Below are 26961 nucleotides of genomic sequence, written 5' to 3'. Positions count from 1 at the left end.
TTTAAGCACCGGGGGTGGTCTTTTCTTCCGCTGGCGGCGATGGCGTGTCGCATTCCCCTGACGTCTTCACACTCCCGTCACGGAATGAGCACCGTGGCGGCATAGGTGATCATCGCGAAAGAGACCAAGCTCGTCACGCACTCGCCTATTCCCGCGATCTTCGCAGTCTTCCTCATATTGCGCGTCGCGACCGGCATGACGACGGCGCGCGAGCAGAATCGCCCCCAACGTGCCATAGAGCGGACTGTACAGGAATCCGACGGCCATGACGAGAATGTGCCAAATCCACGAGGCAGCGAGATACCGGGTGTTCCCTCGTTCGCGAATCATCGTCTTCACATAGAGCACACTGCCGAACAACGTGAGCGCGTACGCACCCGCAATCTCCACGCCAAGCGGCGGCAATATGCTCTGGTCGAACGGCAGCAGATGCGCAAGCGCTGAGGTGCCTCCACCATGCGCGCCGAGCGAGGCGACGGGAATCGCCATGGTGCTGGATGCGAGCACTGCGCAGATATTCGCCAGAATCGAATGCTCACGGCGTCGCCATGCACAAATAAGCGACCCCGCGCACAGCACGCAGTAGAGCGGCGCCCACCATAGCATGCCGGGGAATCTGAACACGAACGGCAATCCGGCGCAGGTGAGCAGCGCAGCATAGACGAGCATCGGCATGCGGTACCGTGCGCGGCCATGCGATTTCGCCCATCGCGCGGCGCTGAACTGCACGCAGTAGCACAGGCACCACAATGCGAGCAGCCACGCGGAGTTCCATGTGGGACCGGAGACAAGGAAGGCGCTGAGCGCGGGCATGAGCACGATCACCCATGCGCCGGGTTCATTCGAACGCCAATCGCGCACGGATCGCGTGGAGATTGAGGAGATCATGCTGCCCTAGCCTATGCGAGTGTTCCAAGACATGCCAGAGCGAATTCACGCCGTCAACAAACCACAATGCCGCTGCCGGCTGGCGCTGCACGGCGCCGGCGTACCCACCCACGTTCTTGGATCGACAGATATCAATGGGTATCGGGTGGCGATCATCGGGTGAGCGGAACGCAGATTGGAGGAAAATATGCGCGTCTGGTTTTTCTTCCCAGTTACGGCATAGCTCGCGGGAAGAAAAACATCGCTCCTATATTTTCTTCCCGCTAGGAACTGCCAAATGAGAAGAAAACCACGGATTCATTTTTTCTTCTCATGTGGGCTCTCGCTCGCGGGAAGAAAAATGCGCGCGCGGTTTTCTTCCCATTTGCAGATTCCATATTGCACAAACTCCAGATTGCCGACATCAAAATGGGCCACCCGGCTGGCGGATGGCCCATTGGCAATGGATTGCAAATAGATTGCAATGGATTGGCGGATCAGACGCGCTCGGAGGCTTCCTCCGTGGCGCCCACACCTTCGCGCTCAACGCGCATCGCATGGCCCTCAGCCTGCGAGACGCCGTAGTAGGCGGCGATGGCGATATCCATCATGTCCTGGATCTGCGGGATGCGCGGATTCGCAGGCGCGCACTGGTCTTCGTAGGCGCGCATGCCGATCTGCTCGAGGATGCTCCAGAAGTAGTCCTCGTCCACACCGCAATCCTTGAAGCTCTTGTTCATGCCGAGCTTGTTGTCGCGGTAGTCCTCGACGGCCTTCGCCAGATTCTCGACGCCCTCGGCCGGGGTCTTGCCCGGGTCGACCCCGAGCAGCGAGGCGAGCTCCTGGTAACGCTCCGGCGCGATGTACTTGCTGTACTTCGGCCAGGAGGTCGGCTCCTCCGGCACCTGCCCGTTGTAGCGGATCACATATGGCAGCAGAATCGAGTTCGTGCGGCCGTGCGCGATGTGGCACAGGGCGCCGATGGTGTGCGCCATGGCGTGGCACATGCCAAGGAAGGCGGATCCGAATGCCATGCCGGCCATGGTTGCGGCGTTGTGCATCTTCTCCTGCGCCTTCTTCTTGGTTTCGCCCGGCTCGCTATTGACGGACTCCGCAAGGTTGTCCCAGATCAGCTTGCAGGCATGCAGCGCCATACCGTCGGTGAAGTCGTTCGCATAGACGGAGACGTAGGCCTCCATCGAATGGGTCAGCGCATCGAAACCGGCATCGGATGCCAGTCGGCGCGGCTGCGTGCGCGCGAGCACCGGGTCGACGATCGCAACGGACGGCGTGAGCGCGTAATCGGTGATCGGGTACTTGTAACCGGTCTTGTGATCGGTGATCACAGCGAACGGCGTGACCTCGGAGCCGGTGCCCGACGAGGTCGGGATACACACGAGCTTGGCCTTGGCGCCGAGCGGCGGAATCTTGAAGGCGCGCTTGCGAATGTCGAAGAACTTCTCACGGACGTCGGAGAACGCGATTTCCGGATGCTCGTAGAGCAGCCACATGATCTTCGCGGCGTCCATGGGCGAGCCGCCGCCGACGGCGATGATCGTATCCGGCTCGAATTCGTCGCGCATCATGGCGGCGCCGCGCTCGACGGTCTCGACGCTCGGCTCAGGCTCCACATAGTCGACGATGCGGAAGGTGACGCGGTTGGAGCGTGCACGCAGCTGGTCGATCACCTTGTCGACGATGCCGAGCTGCTCCATCACCTTGTCGCACACGATGACGGCGCGTTCGATGCCGTACATGTCGCGCAGGTACTTGATGGCGTTCGGCTCGAAGTACGTCTTTGCCGGGATCTTGAACCACTGCATGTTGTTGTTCCTTCGCGCGATTCGCTTGATGTTGAGCAGATTGATCGCCTGCACGTTGCCGGAGACGGAGTTGCCGCCGTAGGAGCCGCAGCCCAGCGTGAGCGACGGGGCGATGGAGTTGTAGATGTCGCCGATGCCCCCGAGTGAGCTCGGCTGGTTCCAGATGATACGGCAGGCGTGCATGCGCAGGCCGTACTCACGGACGAGGTCGTCGTTGTTCGTGTGGATCGCGGCGGTATGGCCGGCACCGTGCTTGAGCATCTCCTCGCACATCTCGAAGCCCTGCTCTTTGTCGGAGAACTTGAGCACGGCGTGCACCGGCGCGAGCTTCTCCATGGTGAGCGGCTCGTTCTCGCCCACCTCGGAGCATTCGGCGGCGAGGATCGTGGCATCCTCGGGGATTTCGAAGCCGGCTTCGTGCGCGATGTACTGCGGCGACTTGCCCGGGACCACGGAGTTGAGCTTCGGGGTCTCGCCGGAGAACGCGGTACAGCCGAACATGTATTTCTCGAGCTTGGCCTTCTCCTCGTCGTTGACGAAGTATGCCTTGCGGCGCTTCAATTCCTTGACGAGCGGCGCGTAGATGTCCTTGTGCGCGATGATCGCCTGCTCGGTGGCGCAGATCATGCCGTAGTCGAAGTGCTTCGAAAGGATGAGGTCGTTCGCCACGCGCTGCACGTCGACGTTGTTGTCGACGTAGGCCGGGGCATTGCCGGCGCCGACGCCCAGGGCCGGCTTGCCGGACGAGTACGCGGCCTTGACCATGCCGGGGCCGCCGGTCGCGAGGATCGTGGCCACGCCGGGATGCTGCATGAGCGCGCCGGTCGCCTCGATGGACGGGTGTTCGATCCACTGCACGCAGTTCTCCGGGGCGCCCGCCTCGATGGCGGCGTCACGCACGATGCGCGCCGCTTCGACGGAGCTCTTCTGCGCACCCGGGTGGAAGCCGAAGACGATCGGGCAACGGGTCTTGAGGGCGATGAGCGACTTGAAGATGGCAGTGGACGTCGGGTTGGTCACCGGGGTGACGCCCGCGACAACGCCGACCGGTTCGGCCACTTCATCAATGCCGAGCACGTCGTCTTCACGAATGATGCCGACGGTCTTCTGACCGGCCATGTAATTGGTCACGTGCTCGCAGGCGAAGATGTTCTTCGTCGCCTTGTCTTCGACGAGTCCACGACCGGTCTCGTCGACTGCCAGTTTCGCCAGCACCAGATGCTTGTTGAGGGCGGCCACGGAGGCCTTCGCCACGATGCGATCGACGGCCTGCTGGTCGAGCTTCTCGAATTCCACCAGCGCCTTCTGCGCCTTCTTGACCAGAGCGTCGACCTCGGCCTGTGCCGCGGCCTTCTTGTCTTCCACATTCACAGCAGGCTTGGCCGCCTTCGTTGCGGTCTCGGCGCTGTTCTTGTCTGCCATGCGAACCTCCTGTAGATTCGGCAAATCGGTGCGCCCCGTGGCGCAGATTTCACGAGATGTGAGTTGTCTCACAATCTAGCGAACAGATACCGCGGAAAGCAAGTCTGCAATCACAATCCGTGTGTCTGTTCTCTTTTGTGCTTTTGATGAGCCAATTGTGTCAGATATTGGCAGATTTCCATCTCAATTTGAGTTATTTGATACAAATTGTTCACTTTCGTCGACAAGTGCACACAGTTTCGCACTCGACAATCCACTCACTTCTACAAATCCTTTTCCAAAAGTCCACGTTCTGTTGAATCTTTTAAAAATCAGTTTTGCAAAACTGGTGGCATCCGATACCCTTGACCTACACGAGCCGGTCACAGCGAGAGTCGCCGGCGAATAGCAGCGGGCAGGGAAGCATATGGAAAGCACGGCCGTCAAACGGCACAATCGCGAGCTCATACTGCGCGAGCTGTTCGCGGCACCGTCCATGACCAAGCGGCAGATTGCAGACGCCACGCATCTGAGCATGCCCACAATCACCGAGAATCTGCGTGAGCTCGCTGCCGACGGGCTCATTGCCCCAGCGGAGACGCGGGCCTCCACGGGAGGGCGCAAAGCCCAGGCCTGGCAGTTCAACGCGAGCCATCGCACGGCGATCGGCGTGGCGTTGAGACCCACCGAGGTGGTGTGCATGGCGGTGGATCTGCGCGGCAATGTGATAGCCGAGCACAAGGTGACGATGGCGCGGCGCAACGACAACGCGTACTACGAACGCGCCGCGCATACGATCTCGGCGTTCGCGCAGTCGCTGCCCTCCCCGATCGGCGTGTGCTTCGCATTGCCATCGAGCGCGGCGCGCCACTGCATCTGCGTGGCCGAGGACTGGAATGCGGCCACCGAGTCGTACCAAGGCATCAGCCGCATTCTCACATTGCCCTGCTCACGCATCGCGCGCAACGTCGCCTACGCCACCGTCGAGCTGCATAACCACCCGCTGCTGCGCAACGCGGTGTGCCTCTATCTGGGCGAGTACATCAACAGCGCCGTCGTGATGGGCGGCGTCGCACGCGAGGGCAATCTCGAGCACATGCAACTCGACGCGAGCGGCGACGTCTGCCGATGTGGGTCGCGCGGATGCCTTGAGGTGCTGTGCTCGTCGCGGCAGCTCACCGAGGAGGGCGAGAGTCTGCCGGGTTTCTTCGGTGTGCTTGAGCAGGGCGAGCGCAATCATCATGCGCGCATGGACCGCTGGCTCGGCTCGCTCGCCCATGCGGTCAACAACATTCGCACGTTCGTACCGGCGGATGTCATTCTGTGCGGGCCGATCGCCGACTATCTCGACGATTCCGAAATCGCCCAACTCGAGCGCCTCACCACATGTGCCGAACACGTGAACCCGTCGGCGCGCAATCCGCAGGTCATGCGCGGCTGCTGCGTGGAATACCAGGATGCGGTGGGCGCGGCGCAATCACTCATTCCCGTTTCCCTGAACGGAATGCCGGACGCCTGATCCGCGCCGACCGGACCGCCCGGCTCATAGATTCGTCCGTTACACTGGAAAGCTATGCAGTTACAGAAATTACAGCGATACGCCACGCGACCAGGCTTCTTCTACACCGATGACGGCGGCGCGGACGTCGTGGTACGTTCTGAGACCGCGGAACAACTGTGGTTGAGCGTGCTCGAGCCGGTGGACAAGCCCAGCGCGTTCTATAACCAGGCGGTGCGCCTGCCCGACGACGCGGCGGACCGGCTCCTCGACTACATGCGCCATTACCCGATCTGTTCGCGCATCGTGCCCGCGCTCGGTCTGCGCGAGACGTTGTTCAAGATGACCGGCCCGAACTACGGCCTGTGGAACCTCCATCTCGAGAAGGCATGGGATGGTCTGCAATATGGCTTCCGCGCCGACGGCACATGGGACCCGCATCACGGCCTGCGGTTCAACCCATACAAGTTCCTCATCGACCCCTATGCCAAGGGCATTGAGCGGGCGATGCAACTCGACCCCTCCATGTTCGCGTACCAATGCACCATAGGCGATGACGGCAAGGTCGAAGGCGACTGCTGGGGCGAGATGAGCACGCTCGATTCTCTGGGCCATTGCCCGGTGTCAGTGGCGATCGACGACCGCGACGCCCGCAAGCACGACGGCGATCCGGAACACCCGCATGTGCAGTGGAGCAAGACGGTGATCTACGAGCTGCATGTGAAGGGCTTCACCAAGAACGCGCCATGGTTGCCAGAGGAGCTACGCGGCACCTACGCCGGCCTTGCCCACCCCACCACACTCGCCTATTTGCAGGATCTAGGTGTCACGTCAATCGAACTGCTGCCGATCATGGCCAAGCAGCCCGAGGTGTTCCTGCAGGAACGCGGGCGCACGAACTACTGGGGTTATTCCACGCTCAACTTCTTCTCCCCTGAGCCCGGTTATGCCACGAAGGCCGCCCAACAGGCCGGTGCCGCCGCCGTACGCCGTGAGGTGATCGACATGGTGCGCGCCCTGCATGAAGCCGGCTTCGAGGTGATCATGGACGTGGTGTACAACCACACCTGCGAGGGCGGCAATGCCGGGCCGAGTGTCTGCTGGCGCGGACTCGACAATCTCTCGTTCTACCGCCAGCAGACCCAGCATGCCGGCGAACTTGAAGACACCACCGGCTGCGGCAACACCGTGGACTTCACCGACACCCACAACATCACGTTCGCCGTGGATTCGCTGCGGTACTGGGCCAAGCGCATAGGCATAGACGGCTTCCGATTCGACCTCGCCGTCTCGCTGGCGCGGCTCAAGGGCATGTTCACCCCGTACCATCCGTTCCTGTACGCATTGCGTTCCGACCAGCTGCTCGGCAACCTCAAGCTCATCATGGAGCCGTGGGATTTGGGCTTCCAGGGTTGGCGCACCGGCCAGTTCCTCTCGCCCTTCGGAGAGTGGAACGACCGGTTCCGCGACGCCTCCCGCCAGTTCTGGCTCTCCGACATCAACCAGACTGCAGGCCACGGTGTGACCACCATGCAGGAGATGGCCACGCGCCTGTGCGGTTCGGCGGACCTGTTCGCCACCGACCCGGGCCGTGGCGCCACGTCGTCGATCAATTACATCAGCGCGCACGACGGCTTCACACTGGCCGACCTCACCAGCTACGACCACAAGCACAACGAGGCGAATGGCGAGAACAACAACGACGGCACGAATGTGAACCATTCCGCCAACTTCGGCGTGGAGGGCCCCACCGACGATCTCAGCATCGAAAGTGCACGCGAACGCTCGCGTATGAACATGCTCGGCACGCTCATTCTCTCGCTTGGCACGCCCATGCTGCTCGCAGGAGACGAATTCGGCAACACGCAATACGGCAACAACAACGCGTATTGCCAAGACAACGAGATCACCTGGCTCGACTGGGATTGGATCAACTGCACAGAGGAAACCGCCGAATCCCGCCAACTCGAGGCCACCGCGAATCTGATCGCCGTGCGCAAATCGCTCGACATATACAATCACGAGGACTTCTTCACGAGGCTCTCCCAGTTGGGGCTGCTCAAACCGAGCTCGCGTGTGCAGTGGAGCCTGCCGGATGGCACGATGCCCATGGATTCCGATTGGCGCGACTCGTCGGTGCGCTCGTTCATGATGCACCTGTATTTCAAGGACGAACCCGACGTTCTGATTGTGGTCAACGGCGATGAAACCGACCGCCAGATGCACCTGCCGTCGGATTCGACGTTCAATCTGCTATGGTCGTCGGCGCAGACCACTGGCGAACAGCCCGCACCGGGCACCTCCGTCACCAAGATCTCACGGTCTGCGGTGGTGTCGCCACTTGCGGAGACGCTGCGGTTCAAGCGTGCGACGTCGCCCATGCACGATCTCGACGCCCATGGTGCCGTTGGCGCGGACGCCGAGGAGAATGCCGCCCGTCAGGAGATTGGAACCACCAAGCCAACGGCAAAGCTCACCGCACATGAGACACAGCTCCTCGAATCCATTCTCGACCGCAAGATCAAGGACACCCTCGACCAGCAGATGCCGCCGATGACCGCCGGTGCACACTCCGGAACCGGCGACCCCACACGCATCAGCATGGCCGATTCTGACCCCACGACCACCGCATTCGACGTCGAGCACGATGCCCCGGCTCCCGAAGGCACCACCGCGTCTGCAGATGCCCCCAATGCCCCTCCATCGAACGTGTGGACCTTCCCGGCGCTGAGCATAAGCCTGCTGCTGCAATCGGAACGCCGCACCTGGTGATTGGAGAGCCGAGTCCACGGACCGAATCATCGGCCATGAACCCAGCTCCTCTTTCCGAATACAAGAAGGCCGCCCTGCATTGCAGGGCGGCCTTCTTCGCGTATAACGCTTAACGCTTCGAGAACTGCGGAGCGCGGCGAGCCTTGTGCAGACCGGCCTTCTTGCGCTCCACGACGCGGGCGTCGCGGGTGAGGAAGCCAGCCTTCTTCAGGGCTGCGCGGTTGGCATCGCGGTCGATGGCGTTGAGGGCACGAGCCACGCCCAGGCGGATTGCGCCGGCCTGGCCGGTGGTGCCGCCACCGTCGACGAGCACGATTGCGTCGAACTTGCCTTCGAGCTTCAGGAGCACGATCGGCGAGTTCACTTCACGCTGGAGCAGCTTCGACGGGAAGTACTCCTCGAGCGTACGGCCATTGATCTTCCACTCGCCGGTGCCCGGAACCAGACGAACACGGGCGACGGCTTCCTTACGACGGCCGGTGCCATAGCCCGGAGCGATCGTGGAGGTGCCGGTGCCTGCGCCCGAGTTGGTCTCGGTGGTGAAGGCGGCGGTGGTTTCCTCGGTCTCGGTAACCGCGGAGTTGTTGGTATTCTCAGCCATTGTTCTTATCTCCTTCGGTTCACTTTGCCTGCTGCGAGATCTGCTCGATCTCGTAGACCTGAGGCTTCTGGCCAACGTGCGGATGCTCTTCACCGGCGAACACGCGCAGACGGGTCAGCTGGACCTTCGCGAGCTTGTTCTTCGGAAGCATGCCCTTGACGGCGTGCATGATGATGCGCTCGGGCTTGTTCTTGAGCAGCTCTGCGTAGCTGTCGCGGCGCAGGCCACCAGGACGACCGGAGTGCGAGTAGAGCTCCTTGTCCATCTTGTCGCCGGTAAGAGCGATCTTGTCGGCGTTGATGATGATCACGTAGTTGCCGGAATCGGCATGCGGAGCGAAGGAAGGCTTGTTCTTGCCGCGCAGCAGGTTGGCTGCGGCGACGGAGAGACGGCCCAGAACGACGTCTTTGGCGTCGATGATGTACCAGTCGTGAGTAAGATCAGCTGGCTTCGGTGTGAAAGTTTTCACGATATACCTTTTCTGTATTGTGTTCCGGATCCTCGCGCTGCGGGTTGGTCAGACCGTGCGGCGTTCCGATCTCATTACCGTGGGCTCCCTGAAAGTCCTTATGCGAGTGGGAAAGCGCTTTGAAGGACCCCGTAGGGAAACACAACAATCCTTTATTATATCCCTCGGCTTGACATACGCGTACGCGCGATAGCACTCCCCACACCCTGTTCACAGACGGCAAAGCGCCGGCGCAATATACGCCGGCGCTTTCGCAATAAGGTGCGGGTCCGCCCATCAGCTGTTCATGATCTTGGCGATGCGCTGCAGCAGATCGGAGTCGAACAAGTGCTCGAGCGGCACGTTGTCGCCATGGTAGTCGGCCAACGGCACACGCCAGTTCGGATACTCGTTGTCGGTGCCCGGCTGGTTCTGCGTGCGGCGCTCTCCCACTGCGTCGACGAAGGAGACGGCCTTGAGCTTGCAAGGCGAGCTGTTGAGCGCACGGTAGAGCGCCTCGACAATCTCCTCCCATCTGCCGGATTCGTCTTTCATCACATTGACATCGAGGTAGCCGTTGTCGACGAGCATCTGCAGCATGGCCTGATGCTCGGCGCGCGCGCTGCGCTCGAAGGCCGACGAATCCTCGCCGAGCAGACCGAGCTGTTCGCGCACGCGCACATGCTCGTACTCGAGATAGCCGGCCGCCGGCGGCATGTCGTGGTTGTCCACCGAGGCCAACGCATACGGGCGCCAATCCTTCGGCGGAATGAACACGCCATCCATCTGCTCGAACCATTCGACGGCGCAGCCGAAGATGGCATGGTCGGCGAGCGACTGCTGTACGTACGACGGCATGACACCGAGGTCCTCGCCCACGATCAGGCCGCCGACGCGGTCTGCCTCGATCGCAAGAATGCCCAGCATCGTGTTGTGGTCGTAGTACACGTAGGTGCCGTTCGAGGCCGGCTGGCCCTCCGGGATCCACCACAGGCGGAACAGGCCGAGAATGTGGTCGATGCGCACGGCGCCGGCGCAGTCGAACATGCCACGCACCATCTCGCGGTACGCCTTGTAGCCGGTTTCCTTGAGCGAGAGCGGGCTCAACGGGGGCTGGCTCCAGTTCTGCCCCTGCTGGTTGAACATGTCCGGCGGCGCACCCACGGAGGCGCCGTTGGCGAATCGCTCCGGGTTCCACCACACCTCGGAGCCGTCCGGATGGACGCCGACGGCCATATCGCTCATGATGCCGATCTGCATGCCGGCCTGACGTGCCGCCTGCTGGGCCGCATGCATCTGCTCGACCGCAATCCACTCGAGCCAACGGTAGAATTCGAGCAAGTCGCTGTTCTGCTCGCGCAGCTGCTTGACCTCGGGGGAATCCTTCGTGTATTTGTTGATCCAGTTGTCAGGCGTGTTCTCGGGCTTGCCCCACTTCGCATAGCAGACACACCAGGTGGCGTATGCCTCGAGATCCTCGCCGCACTTGGCCTTGTAGTCGTCGAAGGCCTGCTGGCGCACCGACTGCAGGCCTGCGTTGAAGATCGTGCGCAGCGCCTTCTCCTTCTCGAGCCACATGGCATCGCGGTCGATCAGGTTCGGATCGGCGTTGTAGGCCTCCATTTTGGCGTGTGCGTCCTTGACGGACTGCTTGGCGGCATCGTCCAACGCGTAGTACTCGGGAATGTCCTCCGGGTGAATGTAGGTGAAGTTGATGAAGCGACGCGACACCGGCAGGTATGGCGACGGGGTCAGCGGTGAGACCGGTTCGCCGGCATGCACTGGGTTGATGAGCATGAAGTCGGCATTCGTGTACCGCTTCGAGTCGATGAGCAACGTGCGTAGATCGGCGAAATCGCCGACGCCCCAGGAGTCGGCCGAGCGGATCGAATACAACTGGGCCATCCATCCCCACAACGACCCGTTCTTGAGCGGATCGAGCAATGGGATGCGCTGTGGCGCGCTGATCAGCGTCGCATCCGCCTCGCGCTGCCCTGCCGCGATGTGCAGCGTGTGGTAGCCCTCGGGCAGGTCGGCAGGCAGTGCGATCTGCGCCGTCGAGAAGAACTTGCCGTTGACTTCATGCACCTTGACGTCGGGCAGCGGCTCCACCGTGATGTCGTGTTGGTATATGGTGCCGTCTTCGAGTGTGATCGTAACCTTCGGCGCCTCGGTGATGGCCAGATGGATGGGCACGTGAGTCTGCTCGCCCACAATGTGCAGCACGGTGGGTTCGATGAGCCGCATGGCGCGCTGGTTGTTCACATGTTCCAACGACGCTTCGATGGTCTCTTCGCTGGAGGCATCGACATTGAGGGCCTTCAGGACGGCCACGAGCACGTCATCGGGAATCTCATGGAAATCACGCGACATGCCGACATAACTGGTCGCCACGCCCAGCGACTGCGCGAGACGAATAAGGGGGCGCGCAAGACGCTCCGGGCTTTCTTCGTTGAGTTCTGTCATAACCCCTAAGTGTAAGCCTTTTTTGCAGCGACGTTCCCGGCTACGCCCATAAAGGAGCAAACGTTTTCATTCCTCTCACCGAGATAGCCGTAGGTTACGCTCGGAAGGTCACCGGCGCTGTGCCGCCTTCGCCACTTCGGGCACCGGATCTTCCTTGAGTCGCTCGATTGTCTCCGCACCGGCATTCGGATTGAGCGCCACGCCGCGACGCACCATCGTCGACAGGATCCGCGGAGCGTCCGGCTCAAGTTCAACGCCGAGTCTGCTCAGAAAATCGAGGGTCTGCGCGTCCACCTCAGGATTCTGCGCCCCCTCCATGCGCATTTTCCATGACGTCTGCGGATTACGCAGTGCCTCGTCGCGCACTTCGGGCACCTCGTCTTTGGTCAGGCGCCCCACCAGCCAGTTCTTATCGTCGCGGTTCGCGGCGACCGCACGCCGGACCTCGGGGGAAGGGTCTTCAGACAGCTTGACGAGCACATTCGGGAACGGCATCGTCTCCGCGAGGAACACGCGGTCTTCCAACGGCGTGTGCTGATTGCCGGCGACCGCCTCGAGCAATGCCGTCGCGCGTGAGAACGCCGCCTGTTTCGCGCGATCCGGCAACGGCCTGCGTGCGAATTCGTGCAGTTCCTGCGGGTCTGTCGAATGGCGCAGACGTTCATAGGTCACGGTGAGCGGTTCGAACTGCGGAGTCTGGGCTTCGGAAGCCTCCCCCTGATTCCCGGCCGCGTCCTGCACGCCGTCCGCCTGCGTATTCCGCGCAGTCTGTGCCGTCTGCTCGCCGTCTGTCATGCTGACCTCCACCTCATGCGCATCGTCTGCGCTCCGTGCCGTGCACCCCAAGTCTAATGCACATGCGGCAGCGGGCGCGGCACCGGCATCATGGAGCGGCGTGCGGCGTGTCACCGCATCGCACGGTGGCATCGGCCCACATACTCCGGCGTCACCGTCGCACTGAACTGCTCACGCACACGATGTTCGAACGATTCGCGCGCATCATCGCGCACGAGCACGGTGAGCACCACGTGATCCGAGAAAACGGCAGACTCCTCCACCGCGCCCATCACCTCGACCAGATGGCGCATCGGCCCGAGCTGCGAGTAGTCGAGCGGCACCGTATACCGGGCACAGACCACAATCTGTGCGACATCCGCTGCCTTCACCGCAATCGACGCTCCGGTGGAGTATGCGCGGATGAGACCGCCCGAACCGAGCAGAATGCCGCCGAAATATCGCGTGACGGCAATCACGCAATCCGTGAGTTCATTCGCACGCAACACATCGAGGATCGGCTTGCCCGCCGTGCCGCTCGGCTCACCATCATCGCTCATGCGCTCCATCACACGGCCATCGTCACCGGTCACAATCGCCGCATAGGCCACATGGCGTGCTTTCGGGTGACGCTCGCGCACAGTCTCGACGAACGCGAGCGCATCCTCAAGCGAATCGACATGGCAGGCGTCGCCTATGAACTCGGACTTCTTCTCCACGAATGCATCGTGCGCCGGCTTGTCGGCCGGATTCAACAAGGTACGCATGGCTCCTCGCAAACGGTCTCGTCACTTCTGGGTATGCAGAACCACACTACCGCCCGCTCAGACGACCACGTTGAAATCGCCGCCCTCGTAGAACGAGACGATCGCCTCCATCACCTGTCGGGTCAGGCTCGCATAGGCGCCATCGGCCCGCCAGGCGACATGCGGGGTGAGCACGACGCCGGGAACCGAACGGAGCGGGGAATCCTGCGGCAACGGCTCCTTGTCGAACACGTCGAGACCGGTCAGGAGGTCGCCGCGTTCCAAGCGCCGCTCGAGCGCCCCCGGCGCGATGATCTCGGCGCGCGCGGTGTTGATGAGCATGCTTCCGGGCCGCAGATGGTTCAGGTTCTCGAGAGTGATGCCACCACGCGTCTCATCGGTGAGGGGCAGATGCAGCGACACGATGTCGCTGGTGGCCATGAGGTCGTCGATGCCGTCGACGAGCGTGATCTCGGGATTTGCAGCGAGCGCGTCGGCGTGCACATGCGAGTTCCAGACCTGGATTCGCATGCCAAATCCGTTGGCGATGCGCGCCACATGCTGCCCGATGCCGCCGAATCCCACAAGACCAAGCGTTTTGCCGGAGAGCTCGGTGCCGAACACACCGCGCCAGCTTCCCTCGCGCACCTGCGTGTCGAGCTCGCCCACATGGCGCGCCAACTCCATCATGAGCGCGATGGCGAGCTCGGCGACCGCGGCGTCCCCATATCGACGCACATTGCATACGCGCACGCCATCCTGCCGCGCACGGGCGAGGTCGATGTAGCTGGCCACCCCGGTGCCGCCGAATGCGAAGCACTTCGCATGTCCCTGCGTATGCGTGAGCCGTGTATACAAATCGTCGTCGATGTGCACGCCGATCACGATCACGGCGTCGGCACCCTCGCAACGCCGCACGATCTCGTCCGGGTCCAGGGTGGTGTCAGTGTACATTCTCAGGCGCGTCACATCGCGTAGCACCTCGAAGTTCGCCTTGAACGGCTCGATCATGTCGGCCACCACACATGGCATCACGGTGAGGGGCAGATCGGTGCGTTCCGGTCGGGTCTCAAGAATCTGTGTCATGGCCGACACTGTAGCGGCACTATATTTCCGCGAGTTTCCGAATCGAATGCCCCAGCAGACCACCTCGGACCCGTCTCATATCAAGACCGGCGATTTGTCCCACGCATGCCGCTGCACTACACTCGGCAAGCGAAGCGACGGACAATGGCGTACCGCTGCTTCAACTAATTTCACAATCCCCCTTGCTGGCCATTGTGCACATCATATCGCGGATTTGATGACAGGGAATGGCATACGACAATCAATGTCGTTCGACTCGCCCGAAATGGCCGACACAGGACGTGCAACCCTACCGGAACCCATGGAACAGACAGAAGCCATCCGAAACGGAAAAAGGCGAATCCCAACGGATTCGCCCTGATCGCGGAGTCAGAGGGATTCGAACCCTCGAGCCGCTAAACACGACTAACACCTTAGCAGGGTGCCCCTATCGGCCACTCAGGCATGACTCCATGCTGCATTAGCGCAACAAAAGAACATCATAGCAGACTCAACAGACGAAACACCGATATTCGCAAATTCAGCGAAAACGACCTTGTTGTGGAGCCCCTCTCTGTTCCGCGACGGGCGCGAATACACCGGCGCTTCCATTCGAACATCTGTTCAGGTACAGTTGAGACATGAGCACAGCACCGCGTATCGAAGCTGCCAAAAGGGATTGGGGCCATGACGAGACCGGCTGCACCATACTGCATATCGACATGGACGCGTTCTTCGCCTCGCTCGAGATAGCAAGACACCCGGAATTCCGCGGCAAACCGGTTATTGTAGGCACCGGCAACCGCGCCGTGGTCTCCGCTGCAAGCTACGAGGCCCGCAAGTACGGCATCAATTCGGCAATGCCGGCCGCACGCGCGCACCAACTCTGCCCGAACGGAATCTTCCTGCCCGTCGACCACCACTACTACAGCGCCGTCTCCCATGAGATCTTCCACACGATCTTCCGCGAGGCGACGGACCGCATCGAACAGGTCTCCGTCGATGAATGCTATATGGACGTCTCCGGTGCGCTGCTCGCATGGCACAGCCCGACGCGCATAGCCCAATGGTTACGGGCGCAGGTCGCGGAACGGTTCGGCATCACCTGCTCAGTGGGCATAGCCGGCAACAAACTCGTGGCGAAGATGGCGAGCACGAATGCGAAGCCGAACGGCATGCTGCTCATTCCGCTGGACAAGCATGCGCAGTTCGTGCAGCTGATGCCATTGCGAGGCATTCCGGGGCTTGGCCCCGCCCAGGAGAAGCGGCTGAACGCATGGGGAATCAACTCCGTGTCCCAGCTCGCACGCTGTTCGGTGGAGGAGCTCATACAGGCGACCGGATCGAAAGCCGCCGCAACACACCTGTGGGAAGCCTCGCATGGCATCGACCCGCGCACACTCACGCTACACGCCCCCGAGAAATCGATCGGACAGGAACGCACCTTCGACACGGACTGCAATGACTTGGTCACAGCGAGCACGCTGATCAAACAATGCTGCGACAAGGTTGCCTCCATACTGCGCGCCAAGGGGCTCATGGCGCGCACGCTCACCGTGAAACTGCGGTTCCCCGACCTTGCCTACTCCACCAAGCAGATGCAACTGGAACAACCGACTGACGCCGCGAGCACGTTGTACCCGCATGCCATCGACCTGTTGTTGCGCATGATGGGCATGCCGGCGGATTGCCGCGGCACTGAGGCCAAACTCACACGCCCCATACGGCTCGCCGGCATCAGCACGAGCACATTGACGAAGCGTGAGGAGACGGTGATCCAACCCACGCTCGATGAACTGCTCGAGGAGAACGAGCGTGTGACCCCTGCGCCACAGGCATTGTCATCGGCTCCCTCCCCCGCAAACGGCACAAGGTCGACACGCCTGCGCTCCGCTGAGGAGGCACTCGACCAGATCCGGCGAAAATTCGGGCAGGACAGCGCACATCTCGGCGCATAGCATGCGCCCAATACGAGCAACCGAATAAGAGGCGGCGTCAGGCCTGTGCGAGCCGCTCACACGCCCGGTGAATCTGCTCGTCGGTGGCGGTGGCCGAGAATCGCAGATATTCCGGAGCACCATAGAATTCGCCGGGGCTGGCGATGATACCGATGGAGGCGAGCGCTTCCATATCGGTCCAGCAATCAGCCGACTTCGCCTTCGTCCATACGTACAAGGCTCCCTGGGGCATGTTCACCCGATACCCGTAGCCACGCAATGCGCAGACGAGCTCACCCAGACGGTCATGATACCGGTTGTGCTGTGCACGCACCGATGCCGCGTCTCGTAAGCCGGCCGCCATCGCCGCCTGCACCGGTCCAGGCATGATGAGGCCGAGCTGTTTGCGGAACGCGGTCATACGCGAGATGATCTGTGCATCGCCTGCGAGCAGTGCCGTACGGTACCCGGCCATATTCGATTGCTTGCTCAGCGAATACAACACGATCACACCATCTGCACGTCCGTCGCACACGTCGGCGCGCAATGCGCAGGGGGACGACTCGATGGCGGCCTCGCGGTTCCCCTCGTCGTCATTGGCCTTGGTCCAGTTCATCAACGCATAGCATTCGTCGCTGAGCACCACGGCGCCTACCTCGCGGGCGGCCTTCACGATGTCATGCAGCTGCGCGGCGGAGAGCACGGCACCCGTCGGGTTGCTCGGAGAGTTCACCCAGATTGCCTTCACACCGGGTATGTTGTGCCATGAATCCACTGCGGCGACGTCGTCGACCTTGACCACCGTGGCACCAGCCACCTGGGTGCCGATCTCGTAGGTGGGGTAGCTCACCCGCGGTTGGACCACCACGTCGCCGGAGCTGAGTTGGAGCAGCGACGCCATCATCGCCACACCCTCCTTGGAGCCGACCGTCGGCACCACATCAGCCCCTATCGCCTCGATCTCCACATCACGGCAGTCGCGGAACCATTCGCAGATCGCACGGCGCAGGTCTGCCGTGCCGCCAGTCACCGGGTAGCCACAGGCGTTTGCGTCGTTCGCGCTGACGGCGAGCGCCTTGCGCACGGAATCCGGTACCGCATCCACCGGCGAACCGACCGACAGATCGACCATGCCACCGGGCACCGCCTGCGCGATGCGTTTGTACCGGCCCACGCGAGACCAATCATATGGCGTGCTGAAATCCTTGAATCCCATGGCTCTCCTACGAATACGGGCGAATGCGAGTGACTTGTATCACTATGGCATCGCGTGCACCTGGGAAGGCGCACGCGATTGCAGATTACTATGCTCAGGCGGCGTTCTGTGGCGGCAGATCGGCGACACGTTGCGGATCCTTGCCAATGGGACCGGCAGCCTGTGCACCACCGAGATCGCCCACCTCGGCGAAGAACTCAACGGCGGCATCCTTGTACCACTCCCACTCCGGCGGCAGATCGTCTTCATAGAAGATTGCCTCGGTCGGGCACACTGGTTCGCATGCGCCGCAATCGACGCATTCGTTCGGATTGATGTACAGCGAGCGCTTGCCCTCGTAGATGCAATCCACCGGGCATTCGTCTACACACGCCTTGTCTTTCACGTCGACGCAGGGCTGCGCGATCACGTAGGCCATGGCTCCTCCTTGTTTCTCAAAGTCCCTACCAGACTACCCGCCTACACCCATAAAACAAAGCGCGGGCATGTCCTTGGCGAACATGTCCGCGCGTGCGCAAAGCGGCCAATAGGGGCCATCCACCGTCCATTCAGCACTGGCGTGTGAAATGGCGGGCAAACCGATCTCAGTCTTTGCCGGCTTCGACCTTGGTCACGGCCGCATCATTCCCCCGGCCGACGGAACCGGACTGTTTCGCGCGCTGCGCCTTGAGCTGGCGCTGCTTCTCGTATTTGACCACCTCGGCGTCAAGTTCACCGGTGCCCACGCGCGCATGGTTGTACCCGTAGGCAAAGTAGATGATGAAGCCAACCACGAGCCATATGAGGAAGCGGATCCAGGTGAGCACGGTGAGGTTCAGCATGAGGTAGAAGTTCGCAAGCGCGACGAGCAGCGGAACCCACGGATTGCCTGGCATTCGGAAGCTGCGCTTCAAATCGGGCCTGCGCTTGCGCATGATCGGGATGGCGAGGGCCACCAGTGTGAACGCGGAAAGCGTGCCGATATTCACCATGTCGCTCAGCACGTCAATGTTGAAGCACGCGGCGATGATGGCGACGACCACGCCGACGACAATCTGCAGACGTGCCGGAGTGCCGTGCTTGCCGGTGGTCGAAAGGGCACGTGGAAGCAAACCGTCGCGGCTCATGGCGAACACGACGCGCGTGAGTCCCAACAGCAGCACCATGACCACGGTGGCCAGGCCAAGGCAGATGCCGAAGCTGATGATCTTGGCGGCCCAGTCCGCCCCCACCAGCTCGAATGCGGTGGCCAGCGACGGGTTCTCGACGGAGGCGAGCTGCTTGTAGGAGACCATGCCGGTGGTCACGATGGCAACGAGCACGTACATGACGATGATGAGCGCCATGCCCACGCCGATGCCGAGCGGCACGTTACGCTTCGGATTACGGGTCTCCTCGGATGCAGTGGCGACGACGTCAAAGCCGATGAAGGCGAAGAACACGAGTGCGGCACCCGAGATGATGCCTGGAACACCGTAGATGGTCGGGCTCATATGCGTGAGCCACTGGAACAGCGGTTGGCCCAAGGTTCCGTGCACCGTGGTCGCATTCGCCACGTCCGCCGAGGGTTCGGCCGGGGGGATGAACGGCGTGTAGTTGGAGGCCTTCACATAGAAGAAGCCGACGATGACGACGAACAGCACGACGGCTATCTTGAGCACGGTCATCGCGCCGTCCACGCGTGCGCCGATCTTCGTGCCGAGCACCAGCAACGTGGTGAAGAACGCGACGATCACGATGGGCGCGATGTCGAGATGGAACGAGCCGATCATGATATTCGTGTTGAAGTTGACGCCCATGAGACGCAGAAAATCGTTGAGATACACGCCCCAGAACTTGGAGATGACCGAACCGGCCATGAGCATCTCGAGAATCAGGTCCCAGCCGATGATCCACGCGAAAATCTCACCAAGCGTGGCATACGTGAACGTGTACGCCGAACCCGCCACCGGCATCACCGACGCGAACTCCGCATAGCACATGACCGCCGCCCCGCACACGATGCCGGCGATGATGAAACTGATGATGACCGCCGGTCCCGCGTGGAATGCCGCAGCCTGCGCACCCACCGAGAAGATGCCCGCGCCCACGGCAACGGCCACGCCCATGACGGCCAGATCCCACCAGCCAAGATTCCTCTTGAGAGAATGTCCCTCTTCCTCTGTCTCCGCCAGCGTCTGCTCGACGGACTTCGTTCTAAAAATCTGCACGATGTGCCCTTATACTCCCATGAACAAACTCACCGGTCCAGTGTGCTTTTGGCTCTCTGTCGGTTCTGTTGTCGTCATAGTACGACCCCTTGTTTACGGATTACGCTCTCAGTAATCCGCACAGCGTAACAAATCCGGCACCATATACAGGAAACGCCCGGATATTGCTCCTCTGGGGAGCAAATCCGGGCGTTTCTTCGAATATCGCCGTATGAACACAGAACACGGGCGTTCACCATCTGGAATATGGTCCAGATGGTCCGGCACCGTCACAACATCACGTTCACGAGCACAGGCTCGGAAATCAGCGTCACGCCGAACTGCTTGTGCACGCCGTCGCGAATCGCATCGGCCAGCTTGACGATGTCATCGCAGGTAGCGCCACCGCGGTTCGTGATGCTCAACGTATGGAGTGTAGACAGGCCCGCCCGTGCATCGTCAGACAGCTTGTACCCCTTGTGGAAGCCGGCATGGTCGATGAGCCAGGCGGCGGAGGTCTTCACTCCGGTCGAGCCATCCGGCAACGTGGCCGGGAAGCGCGGCGCATCCTCTGGCAGACGGGCAGCGTCAGCTTCGCTGATAATGGGGTTCATGAAGAAGGAGCCGCAGGAATGGCGGTTCGGATCGGAATTCGTGCCGGTGTCGGAAGCGATGTCGATGATCATGTTCCGAGCGGCACCATCATGCTGCTCGCGGAAAGCATGCTGAGCGGCGATGGCAGCCTCCACCTGATCTGCACGCTTCGTGCCCACCATGATTGGCTCACGGTACCGCGTGGCATCCTCAAGCATGCCTTTGGAAGCGCGCACCTCGAGCACGGCGGCACGGATGCGGTCGATGGGCATGCGGTCATGCAGATTCACATTCAACGCACTCGCCAGTTGCGGGTAGTTCACCGTGCCGGTTCCGGTGTGCACGAGCGCGAAGGTCACGGATAGCACAATATAGCGCGGCGTCGGGTAATACTGCGCGTTCGGGATGCCCGGAGCCTTGTACATGCTGCGTTTGAGCAGGCTGAACCGGTAGCCGAACTGCATGTCGACATTGCTCATCTCGAGCGTCTTCTTCTCCTCACGGTCCCACACCTCAACGGATTCCACCGCGGAGGCGACCTCCTGGCCATATGCGCCGATGTTCTGCACCACGCTCGCGCCAACCGTGCCCGGAATGCCGGAAAGCCCCTCAAGTCCTTCAAGCCCACGTTCCACGCAGAACTGCACGAGGTCGTCCCAATTCACGCCGGCCTCCGCGTTCACATGCACGGTGTAGTCGCCGCCCTCAACGGGGGCCGCTTCATCCGGCACGGTGATGTTGCGGCGTGCGTCACGGATCACCACGCCGTGGAATTCGTCGTCGGAGGCGAGCATGTTCGAGCCGCCGCCGATCACGCAGAGCGGAGTGCCTTTGGAGTCGGCGTCCTCCACCTCCTCGATCAGCGCCACGCGCGTGGTCGGTTCGACGAAACGTTCGATATAGCCACCAACACCCATGGTGGTGAGTTCAGCAAAACTTGTCATATAGCCCACAGTAACAAAAAACCCGACCATCTGGCCGGGTTTTAAGATTAGCTTAGAAGCCTTGAATCAGCGGGTCTCGCGGTGGAGAGTCTGCTTGCCGCACTTCGGGCAGAACTTCTTGAGTTCGAGACGATCCGGGGTGTTACGGCGGTTCTTGGTCGTAATGTAGTTACGCTCCTTGCACACGGTGCACGCCAGCGTGATGCCCGGACGAATGTCTGCGCTCTTGCTTGCCATTGAATTCACCTCATTTTGTCGTTAAGCTGCCGGTTACCCGACGTAGTAGCGAGAAAGAGACTCGAACTCTTGACCTTACGATTATGAGTCGTACGCTCTAGCCAGCTGAGCTATCCCGCCATCGAGCCTCGAGTGAGAATCGGACTCACGACCTCTTCCTTACCAAGGAAGTGCTCTACCACTGAGCTATCGAGGCGTGGCGGATAGTGGATTCGAACCACTGAAGCACGAAGCGCCTGATTTACAGTCAGGTCCCTTTGACCGCTTGGGAAATCCGCCATCGTTTTCGGTTGAGGTCTCAACCGGCAACTTGGCTAGTATGGCACATAAGCCGTACATCAGCAACCTTCGGCGTGTCGCATTCACATGCTCGCCACAATCCAGACTCCGAGCCCTCGCTCCATATCAATCTGATTCCGCCTGCGCCTATTCCGAGCACTCACACCAGATATCGGGGCGCCCGACGATGCGGATGCAGGCGCGCCGCACGCATGTTGGACCGCCCCACGGTCATATCACGCGCGCAGGAACGAAACGGCCAATGTACGGCATCCTTCATTGCCCACATTGCGCGCAGTGACACGGAATGGCCAACGGAGACGCCAGACAAACGAAAAGCCGGCCCGCAACGGACCGGCTTCGAAGGGCAGGACTAGTTCGAACTAGTTCAGTCGTTGACTACCGCGAGCAAATCGCGAGCGGAGACGATGAGGTATTCCTCGCCCTTGAAGTGGACTTCGGTGCCGCCGTACTTCGAGTACAGCACCTTGTCACCGACCTTGACGTCCATGGGAACACGCTCGCCCTTGTCGTCACGACGACCTGGGCCAACGGCGAGGACTTCGCCCTGCTGTGGCTTCTCCTTGGCGTTGTCCGGAATAATCAGACCCGATGCGGTCTGGGTCTCGGCCTCCGCCTGCTTGACGATGATCTTGTCTTCCAACGGTGTGAGTGGGAACGACACTGCGCGCCTCTCTTTCTAGAGTTCAGTATTTCCGCGCCAGAACATGCGGCGGCGGCTGACGAACACCGTTGCACACTCCTTTGCGCTACTCACACATAGTAGCGCGTTCGTTAGCACTCTGCCAACTCGAGTGCTAACGCTTTGAGAGAACAGCTGACGCCACTGGCCTAGGAACACGAAAGCCGACCTTCCGGCCGGCTTTGCAATTCAGGTTTGGCGTTTCAGTTGCCGCGTCTGGCAAGAATGGATTGCAAATCCACACCGAGCGAATCGGAGGACGCATCCGGGGCCTCCACATTCGCCTGCGCCTCGCTGTTGTGGAAGGCGACCGAGTCGTTCACCGAGACGGCGGAGACGGTCTGCGCCTCCTTTACGTCGGCGTTGTCGGCTGCGGCATCCCGAGATTCCGCAGCGCCGGCATCCGCCGGCTTGGCCGATGCGCTGTCCTTCGGCACGGCCTTGGAGACCTGACGGGTCGACTTGATCTCCATGCTCTGAACGACTTCCGGCCCGTCGAACGGATCGGAACCAAGCGAGAACGAGATGAGGTCCTGATTCACCGCCATGTCGAAGGCATCCGGTGCCGACGACGCATTAATCTGCGCGAGCTCGTTCGTCTCATCGCTCATCTGCGCTGCACGTTCCTCGCGAATCGTCAGATGCCCTGGATTATGAGTGGCCTCTTCGGCGGCCTGCACCGCGGCATCGACGTCGGCATGTTCCGCACGCATGCCGGAGCGCGGTGACGCCTCATCCGAATGATGGTCACGAGTATCCTGCGCCTTGCGCCGCGCAATCGCCTGCGCCTGCTCCTCGCGGGCTCGTTGCAGCGCCTGGCGAATCTCATGCGCCTCCATGACGTCGGTCTGCGAACTGTCTTGCATCTGCCTGCGGGCCGAAGGCTCAGGACGTGCCGCACGCGTGCGCTCCTCCACGACACGCTTGTTCTCACGCACCTTGCGTTCCTTGAGTTCACGCTGCCGTTGTGCGTGTCTGGCCTCCCATTCGCGGGCCTGTCGGGAGGCACGCGCCCCCAGTGCGAGCACCACGCACATGAGCGCAATAGGTATGAGGGTGAAGTACGGGCTGAAGTCGAGAATCACCGCGAGCACGAACACGAGCACCGAGATGCCCAGCAACGCACCGACGAGAATCTTGCGTCGGCGTGCTGCGGCGCGACGCAGATCACGCACCTGTGCCACATATTCGCGGTCCCGCACAGTGTGTGGTGAAGCCATGGGCGCCCCTTTCAGCTCGACAGTCCGTGCATCCGAGAATCTGGTGCCATCGCCCTCATCTATGAGATGAAGCGAGGCCGAGTACCGGTCGGACTGGTGTTTGATCACCTGCTTCATGCCTTGGACCGTCCGTCTGGGCAGCCAAGACACCATGAGGATGGCGACGATCACCACCAGAACAATGGTGCTGAGCGACTCGTAATCCATAGTTCCTAAGAATAGAAGAACTTATGACAAGTTGTGTAGCGATTCTCCGGGCGTGTCGCCCAACAGACGGCGCACGAATCCCTGTGGGGCGTCGGTGTCGAGCAGACTGTACGACTCGTGGTCGCGCCACTCGCCGTGCACGTACATATATTGACGCCGCACGCCCTCGTACTTCGCGCCGACCTTTTGCACCACACGGCGAGAACGCTCGTTTTCCGGCACTATATCTATCTCCAGACGGTGGAGTTGCGGTCCCGTCGGGTCCAGCAGCGCCCAGTCGGCGAGCATGGCCACGGCGAGCGGCGTAAGCCCGCGCCCGGCATGGTCCTCATCGATCCAGTAGCCGATGATTCCGGTGCGCATGGGTCCGGGGTAAATCGCACCGAGCGAAATCTGCCCAACAATTTCACCTTCATGCTCCATCAGGAAGATGATCGACGTGCCTTCACGCTCCTCCTCACGCTGCCTGTTGACCCACGATTTGAAGGTGAGCGGCTCGGCGCCGTGCGGATCCGACGATTCCCATGGCGCCAGCCACCGCTCATTCACACTGCGCAGGCGACCCCACTCCTCCTGGTCCGCCGCATCCATCGTCCGTAGCGTAAGGTCCGGCGACCCGGCAGGGGATTCGAGCGTCAATGGTGCCGTGAAGGCGTTGTTCTTGCGACGTTTCATCACATCATGCAAGGCTTGGAATACCGACATACCAACATTGTGCCACGGCGGCAGCCTCTTACGCCGACATAAAATGACGATCTGTCTAGATATTTTGAGGCAGCAGACGCCCACATAGGGGTTTCCCGCTACAGTGGGATACAGGAAGCCGGGGTTTCACAGGGGGTTGCCGTGGAGATCAATGCCATGCCGCATGAGGGCGCGCAGTTCACGAATGTGGACGAGGCAAAACGCATGCTACGCCATGAGGTGTTTGTACGACGCCGGGGCACCACACTCAATATGAGCATGCAGGCGGGCGAGCAATGCGCGCAGATTGCCTGCGAAGCCGGCCTGTTCCAATCACCTTCGCGCATCATTGCCTGCTATGTCTCCATGGGTACCGAAATCAGCACGATTCCACTGCTGTCAATCGCGCTTGGTTGCGGCTACACGGTGCTGGTGCCGAAGATGGGCCCTGATCTCGATCTGGGCTGGGGTGTGCTGCGTTCGCTTGACGATCTGCTGCATCTTCATGTACCCGGCGAGATCGGCGCCGACCAGATGGAGCCGTCGCTGTTCCCGCATGCGCAGACGCGGCGCCCGGGCGAGCCGGAGGGTCAGACGTACTCGCCGGAGGCGCTCCAGATGTGTTCCACGGTGATTGTTCCCGCGTTGCTCGTCAATCCGACCGGCGTACGCTTGGGGCGCGGCGCCGCCTGGTATGACCGCGCGCTCCGGTTTGCAGGCCCGCAGGCTGATCTGATGGCCATGTGCTGGCCATGGGAGTTCGTGGACGCTCCATTGCCTTGCGAGGAGCACGATATGCGCATGGATGCCGTGCTCACACCCCGTGGATTCACACGATTGGACCCGGCTGGCTCACCTCGCGTCCATGTCGACGACCCTGGGTGCGACTCCCCTGCCGGTGAACCTGATGAATAGGATGTCCCGCACTGCTGTTGTCGGAGGGGAATGCCCGTTGCGCGCGCCGGGCGCATGCGCGTCATTGTGTCGGCTCCCGTATTAGGATATGTCTGAGCGAGACCGGTATTCGTTTGGGGTAAGGAGTCTGGAATGCCTATCTATCACTACCGCTGCAAGAAGTGCGGGTACGACTTCACGAAGGAGCAGTCGTTCAGCGACGATCCGATCAAGGTATGCCCGCAGTGCGGCGCCGAGCAGGTGCATAAGGTGTATGCCGCCGTGCCGATCACGTTCAAAGGCAGCGGGTTCTACCGGACCGACAGCCATAGCTCCTCGAAGTGACGCAATGCCTTCCATAGGTCGGCGCATTGTGGATTAGTAACACTGTGTACTAAGTAACGGCGTTAACTAACCACAATCATCCGTCACGCTGGATTCGCGCATCCTACCAAGCCATCATGGAACCATGATGGCTTTTCTTATACGACTCGCTCGCAGATTCCCGCCTTCGCCCGAAACCGAAGGCAAGCGGCATGGTGTGTCGTTACAGACTCGCAGACTGCTGTGGCAGCTTCGCCACATGCTGCTGGCGTTGTCTGTAGGCGTGGCGCTGTTCTGCGCACTGCAATGCGTGGCACTGGCGACGGCCACACGGCATGCCGTGGTTGCCGCGCGCGATCTCGATGCCGGTCTGGTGATCGCGACCAGCGATGTGGAGATGGTGGAGATGCCCGACCATGACGCCCTGCGCCATGCACTGGGGCGCCCGGACAACGCAGTGGGGCTGGTCACGCAGACCCGCATCGAGAAGGGCGATATTCTGCTGATCACCGATGTCAGCGAGCTCCCCCCAATTCCCGAGCACCATACCGTGATCGATGTGAGACTTGGACTCGGGCAACATTCTTTTCCCATTGGCACCGTGGTGGAACTACGTTCGGCACAGGCATGCACCGGCGATGCCCGCGCCTCACCAGACGGATGCGTGGTGAGCGGTCACGCGGTGGTGATGGCACAGCCGAGGCTCGACGGCACCGGTTCGACCGTGACACCGATGGCGATGAGTGCTGCAGAGGCCTTGCAGGTGCTTGGCGCACAGGAACATGGCACGTTGATCGCAGCGCGAGGTGCGTCATGAATGCCATACGACCAGCTGCTACTGGCGTTCCTCGAATACAGCCCAATGTGGGGGCAGCTCGCCGAGAATGCGTTTGTCGTCATCGGCTTGGCGCTGTTGCGCCGTCTGCATGTCGGAGGGTTCCAGCTTCACACCGTCGGCGTCGAACCGCTCGGTGCCCTGATGCACGACGCGCCGGTGCACGCGTGGCGTACGGCGCGTGGCGCTGTATGGACGCGGGGCGGCATCGTGGGATGAGGTCGGTTCCTCGTTCTTGTTGGTCATAGCCTGCCTACT

The 26961-nt window shown here is 61.3% G+C and carries 23 protein-coding genes and 4 tRNA genes; 6 read left to right on the top strand and 21 right to left on the bottom strand.

Annotated elements, in window-relative coordinates; translation table 11 throughout:
- Nucleotides 1-66 precede the first annotated feature (66 nt).
- Both BANAN_RS02000 and adhE read right to left on the bottom strand, forming a co-directional pair.
- Nucleotides 67-888: a YwiC-like family protein gene (locus BANAN_RS02000; protein ID WP_237705832.1), complete on the bottom strand. Its 822-nt coding sequence runs from the start codon at nucleotides 886-888 to the stop codon at nucleotides 67-69.
- A gap of 476 nt (nucleotides 889-1364) precedes the next feature.
- Nucleotides 1365-4112, bottom strand: coding sequence for a bifunctional acetaldehyde-CoA/alcohol dehydrogenase (gene adhE, locus BANAN_RS01995; protein ID WP_014697298.1), 2748 nt, complete (start codon nucleotides 4110-4112; stop codon nucleotides 1365-1367).
- 406 nt (nucleotides 4113-4518) lie between these two features.
- Between adhE and BANAN_RS01990 the strand changes: the two genes are divergently transcribed.
- Entirely contained in the window at nucleotides 4519-5610 is a 1092-nt protein-coding gene (locus tag BANAN_RS01990; RefSeq protein ID WP_014697297.1) for an ROK family transcriptional regulator, read from the top strand.
- 54 nt (nucleotides 5611-5664) lie between these two features.
- A complete protein-coding gene (gene glgX, locus BANAN_RS01985) occupies nucleotides 5665-8361 on the top strand; it encodes a glycogen debranching protein GlgX (RefSeq protein WP_014697296.1) in 2697 nt (898 codons plus the stop codon).
- A 109-nt stretch (nucleotides 8362-8470) separates the two neighbouring features.
- Here glgX and rpsI read toward each other — a convergent pair whose 3' ends face one another.
- From rpsI to BANAN_RS01950, 7 genes are all read right to left on the bottom strand, one after another.
- Nucleotides 8471-8962: a 30S ribosomal protein S9 gene (rpsI, locus tag BANAN_RS01980; RefSeq protein ID WP_004268556.1), complete on the bottom strand. Its 492-nt coding sequence runs from the start codon at nucleotides 8960-8962 to the stop codon at nucleotides 8471-8473.
- Between the two features lie 19 nt (nucleotides 8963-8981).
- A complete protein-coding gene (gene rplM / locus BANAN_RS01975; protein ID WP_014697295.1) occupies nucleotides 8982-9431 on the bottom strand; it encodes a 50S ribosomal protein L13 in 450 nt (149 codons plus the stop codon).
- Between the two features lie 276 nt (nucleotides 9432-9707).
- A complete protein-coding gene (gene malQ / locus BANAN_RS01970) occupies nucleotides 9708-11876 on the bottom strand; it encodes a 4-alpha-glucanotransferase (protein WP_014697294.1) in 2169 nt (722 codons plus the stop codon).
- 108 nt (nucleotides 11877-11984) lie between these two features.
- Entirely contained in the window at nucleotides 11985-12803 is an 819-nt protein-coding gene (locus BANAN_RS01965; RefSeq protein ID WP_041776954.1) for a hypothetical protein, read from the bottom strand.
- Nucleotides 12782-13417 (bottom strand): IMPACT family protein, encoded by a 636-nt coding sequence (locus tag BANAN_RS01960; RefSeq protein WP_014697292.1) that lies wholly within the window; start codon nucleotides 13415-13417, stop codon nucleotides 12782-12784. The genes BANAN_RS01965 and BANAN_RS01960 overlap by 22 nt, the downstream gene beginning before the upstream one ends.
- A gap of 57 nt (nucleotides 13418-13474) precedes the next feature.
- Nucleotides 13475-14482 (bottom strand): D-2-hydroxyacid dehydrogenase family protein, encoded by a 1008-nt coding sequence (locus BANAN_RS01955; protein WP_041776953.1) that lies wholly within the window; start codon nucleotides 14480-14482, stop codon nucleotides 13475-13477.
- A gap of 364 nt (nucleotides 14483-14846) precedes the next feature.
- A tRNA-Ser gene (locus BANAN_RS01950) sits at nucleotides 14847-14934 on the bottom strand.
- A 168-nt stretch (nucleotides 14935-15102) separates the two neighbouring features.
- Here BANAN_RS01950 and dinB point away from each other — a divergent pair.
- Nucleotides 15103-16419: a DNA polymerase IV gene (gene dinB, locus BANAN_RS01945; RefSeq protein WP_014697290.1), complete on the top strand. Its 1317-nt coding sequence runs from the start codon at nucleotides 15103-15105 to the stop codon at nucleotides 16417-16419.
- A gap of 37 nt (nucleotides 16420-16456) precedes the next feature.
- Here dinB and dapC read toward each other — a convergent pair whose 3' ends face one another.
- From dapC to BANAN_RS01890, 11 genes are all read right to left on the bottom strand, one after another.
- Nucleotides 16457-17614, bottom strand: coding sequence for a succinyldiaminopimelate transaminase (gene dapC / locus BANAN_RS01940; RefSeq protein WP_014697289.1), 1158 nt, complete (start codon nucleotides 17612-17614; stop codon nucleotides 16457-16459).
- 94 nt (nucleotides 17615-17708) lie between these two features.
- The gene (gene fdxA, locus BANAN_RS01935) at nucleotides 17709-18032 is read right to left on the bottom strand and encodes a ferredoxin (RefSeq protein WP_004268544.1); all 324 of its coding nucleotides are present in this window, start codon (nucleotides 18030-18032) and stop codon (nucleotides 17709-17711) included.
- 166 nt (nucleotides 18033-18198) lie between these two features.
- Complete coding sequence (locus BANAN_RS01930) at nucleotides 18199-19803, bottom strand: APC family permease (RefSeq protein ID WP_041776952.1); 1605 nt, start codon at nucleotides 19801-19803, stop codon at nucleotides 18199-18201.
- Between the two features lie 269 nt (nucleotides 19804-20072).
- Nucleotides 20073-21320, bottom strand: a complete 1248-nt coding sequence (locus BANAN_RS01925; protein WP_041776951.1) for an FAD-binding protein — start codon at nucleotides 21318-21320, stop codon at nucleotides 20073-20075.
- Nucleotides 21321-21386: 66 nt separating this feature from the next.
- Entirely contained in the window at nucleotides 21387-21557 is a 171-nt protein-coding gene (gene rpmG / locus BANAN_RS01920; protein WP_004268538.1) for a 50S ribosomal protein L33, read from the bottom strand.
- 46 nt (nucleotides 21558-21603) lie between these two features.
- A tRNA-Met gene (locus tag BANAN_RS01915) sits at nucleotides 21604-21677 on the bottom strand.
- Between the two features lie 4 nt (nucleotides 21678-21681).
- A tRNA-Thr gene (locus BANAN_RS01910) sits at nucleotides 21682-21753 on the bottom strand.
- Between the two features lies 1 nt (nucleotide 21754).
- Nucleotides 21755-21836: transfer RNA gene (locus BANAN_RS01905), tRNA-Tyr, on the bottom strand.
- A gap of 388 nt (nucleotides 21837-22224) precedes the next feature.
- Nucleotides 22225-22521: a co-chaperone GroES gene (gene groES, locus BANAN_RS01900; RefSeq protein ID WP_014697286.1), complete on the bottom strand. Its 297-nt coding sequence runs from the start codon at nucleotides 22519-22521 to the stop codon at nucleotides 22225-22227.
- 221 nt (nucleotides 22522-22742) lie between these two features.
- Nucleotides 22743-23966: a hypothetical protein gene (locus tag BANAN_RS01895; RefSeq protein ID WP_014697285.1), complete on the bottom strand. Its 1224-nt coding sequence runs from the start codon at nucleotides 23964-23966 to the stop codon at nucleotides 22743-22745.
- Between the two features lie 21 nt (nucleotides 23967-23987).
- On the bottom strand, nucleotides 23988-24671 hold the full coding sequence (locus tag BANAN_RS01890; RefSeq protein ID WP_014697284.1) for a GNAT family N-acetyltransferase: 684 nt from the start codon (nucleotides 24669-24671) through the stop codon (nucleotides 23988-23990).
- Between the two features lie 141 nt (nucleotides 24672-24812).
- Here BANAN_RS01890 and BANAN_RS01885 point away from each other — a divergent pair, with 141 nt between their 5' ends.
- The 3 genes from BANAN_RS01885 to BANAN_RS01875 all read left to right on the top strand — a co-directional run bounded on the left by BANAN_RS01885 (nucleotide 24813) and on the right by BANAN_RS01875 (nucleotide 26685).
- A complete protein-coding gene (locus BANAN_RS01885) occupies nucleotides 24813-25565 on the top strand; it encodes a 5-formyltetrahydrofolate cyclo-ligase (protein WP_014697283.1) in 753 nt (250 codons plus the stop codon).
- A 132-nt stretch (nucleotides 25566-25697) separates the two neighbouring features.
- The gene (locus BANAN_RS01880) at nucleotides 25698-25889 is read left to right on the top strand and encodes an FmdB family zinc ribbon protein (protein WP_004268527.1); all 192 of its coding nucleotides are present in this window, start codon (nucleotides 25698-25700) and stop codon (nucleotides 25887-25889) included.
- Nucleotides 25890-26127: 238 nt separating this feature from the next.
- The gene (locus tag BANAN_RS01875) at nucleotides 26128-26685 is read left to right on the top strand and encodes an SAF domain-containing protein (protein ID WP_014697282.1); all 558 of its coding nucleotides are present in this window, start codon (nucleotides 26128-26130) and stop codon (nucleotides 26683-26685) included.
- Nucleotides 26686-26703: 18 nt separating this feature from the next.
- Here the strand turns inward: BANAN_RS01875 and BANAN_RS01870 are convergent, their stop codons facing one another.
- Nucleotides 26704-26949 carry a hypothetical protein gene (locus tag BANAN_RS01870; protein WP_014697281.1) on the bottom strand — a complete coding sequence of 82 codons (246 nt, stop codon included), beginning with the start codon at nucleotides 26947-26949 and terminating at the stop codon, nucleotides 26704-26706.
- Between the last annotated feature and the right edge of the window lie 12 nt (nucleotides 26950-26961).

The sequence above is a fragment of the Bifidobacterium animalis subsp. animalis ATCC 25527 genome, from assembly GCF_000260715.1.
Taxonomy (GTDB): Bacteria; Actinomycetota; Actinomycetes; order Actinomycetales; family Bifidobacteriaceae; genus Bifidobacterium; species Bifidobacterium animalis.
The sequence above is the reverse complement of the archived record's forward strand: the minus strand, read 5'-3'. Positions and strand labels throughout refer to the sequence as shown.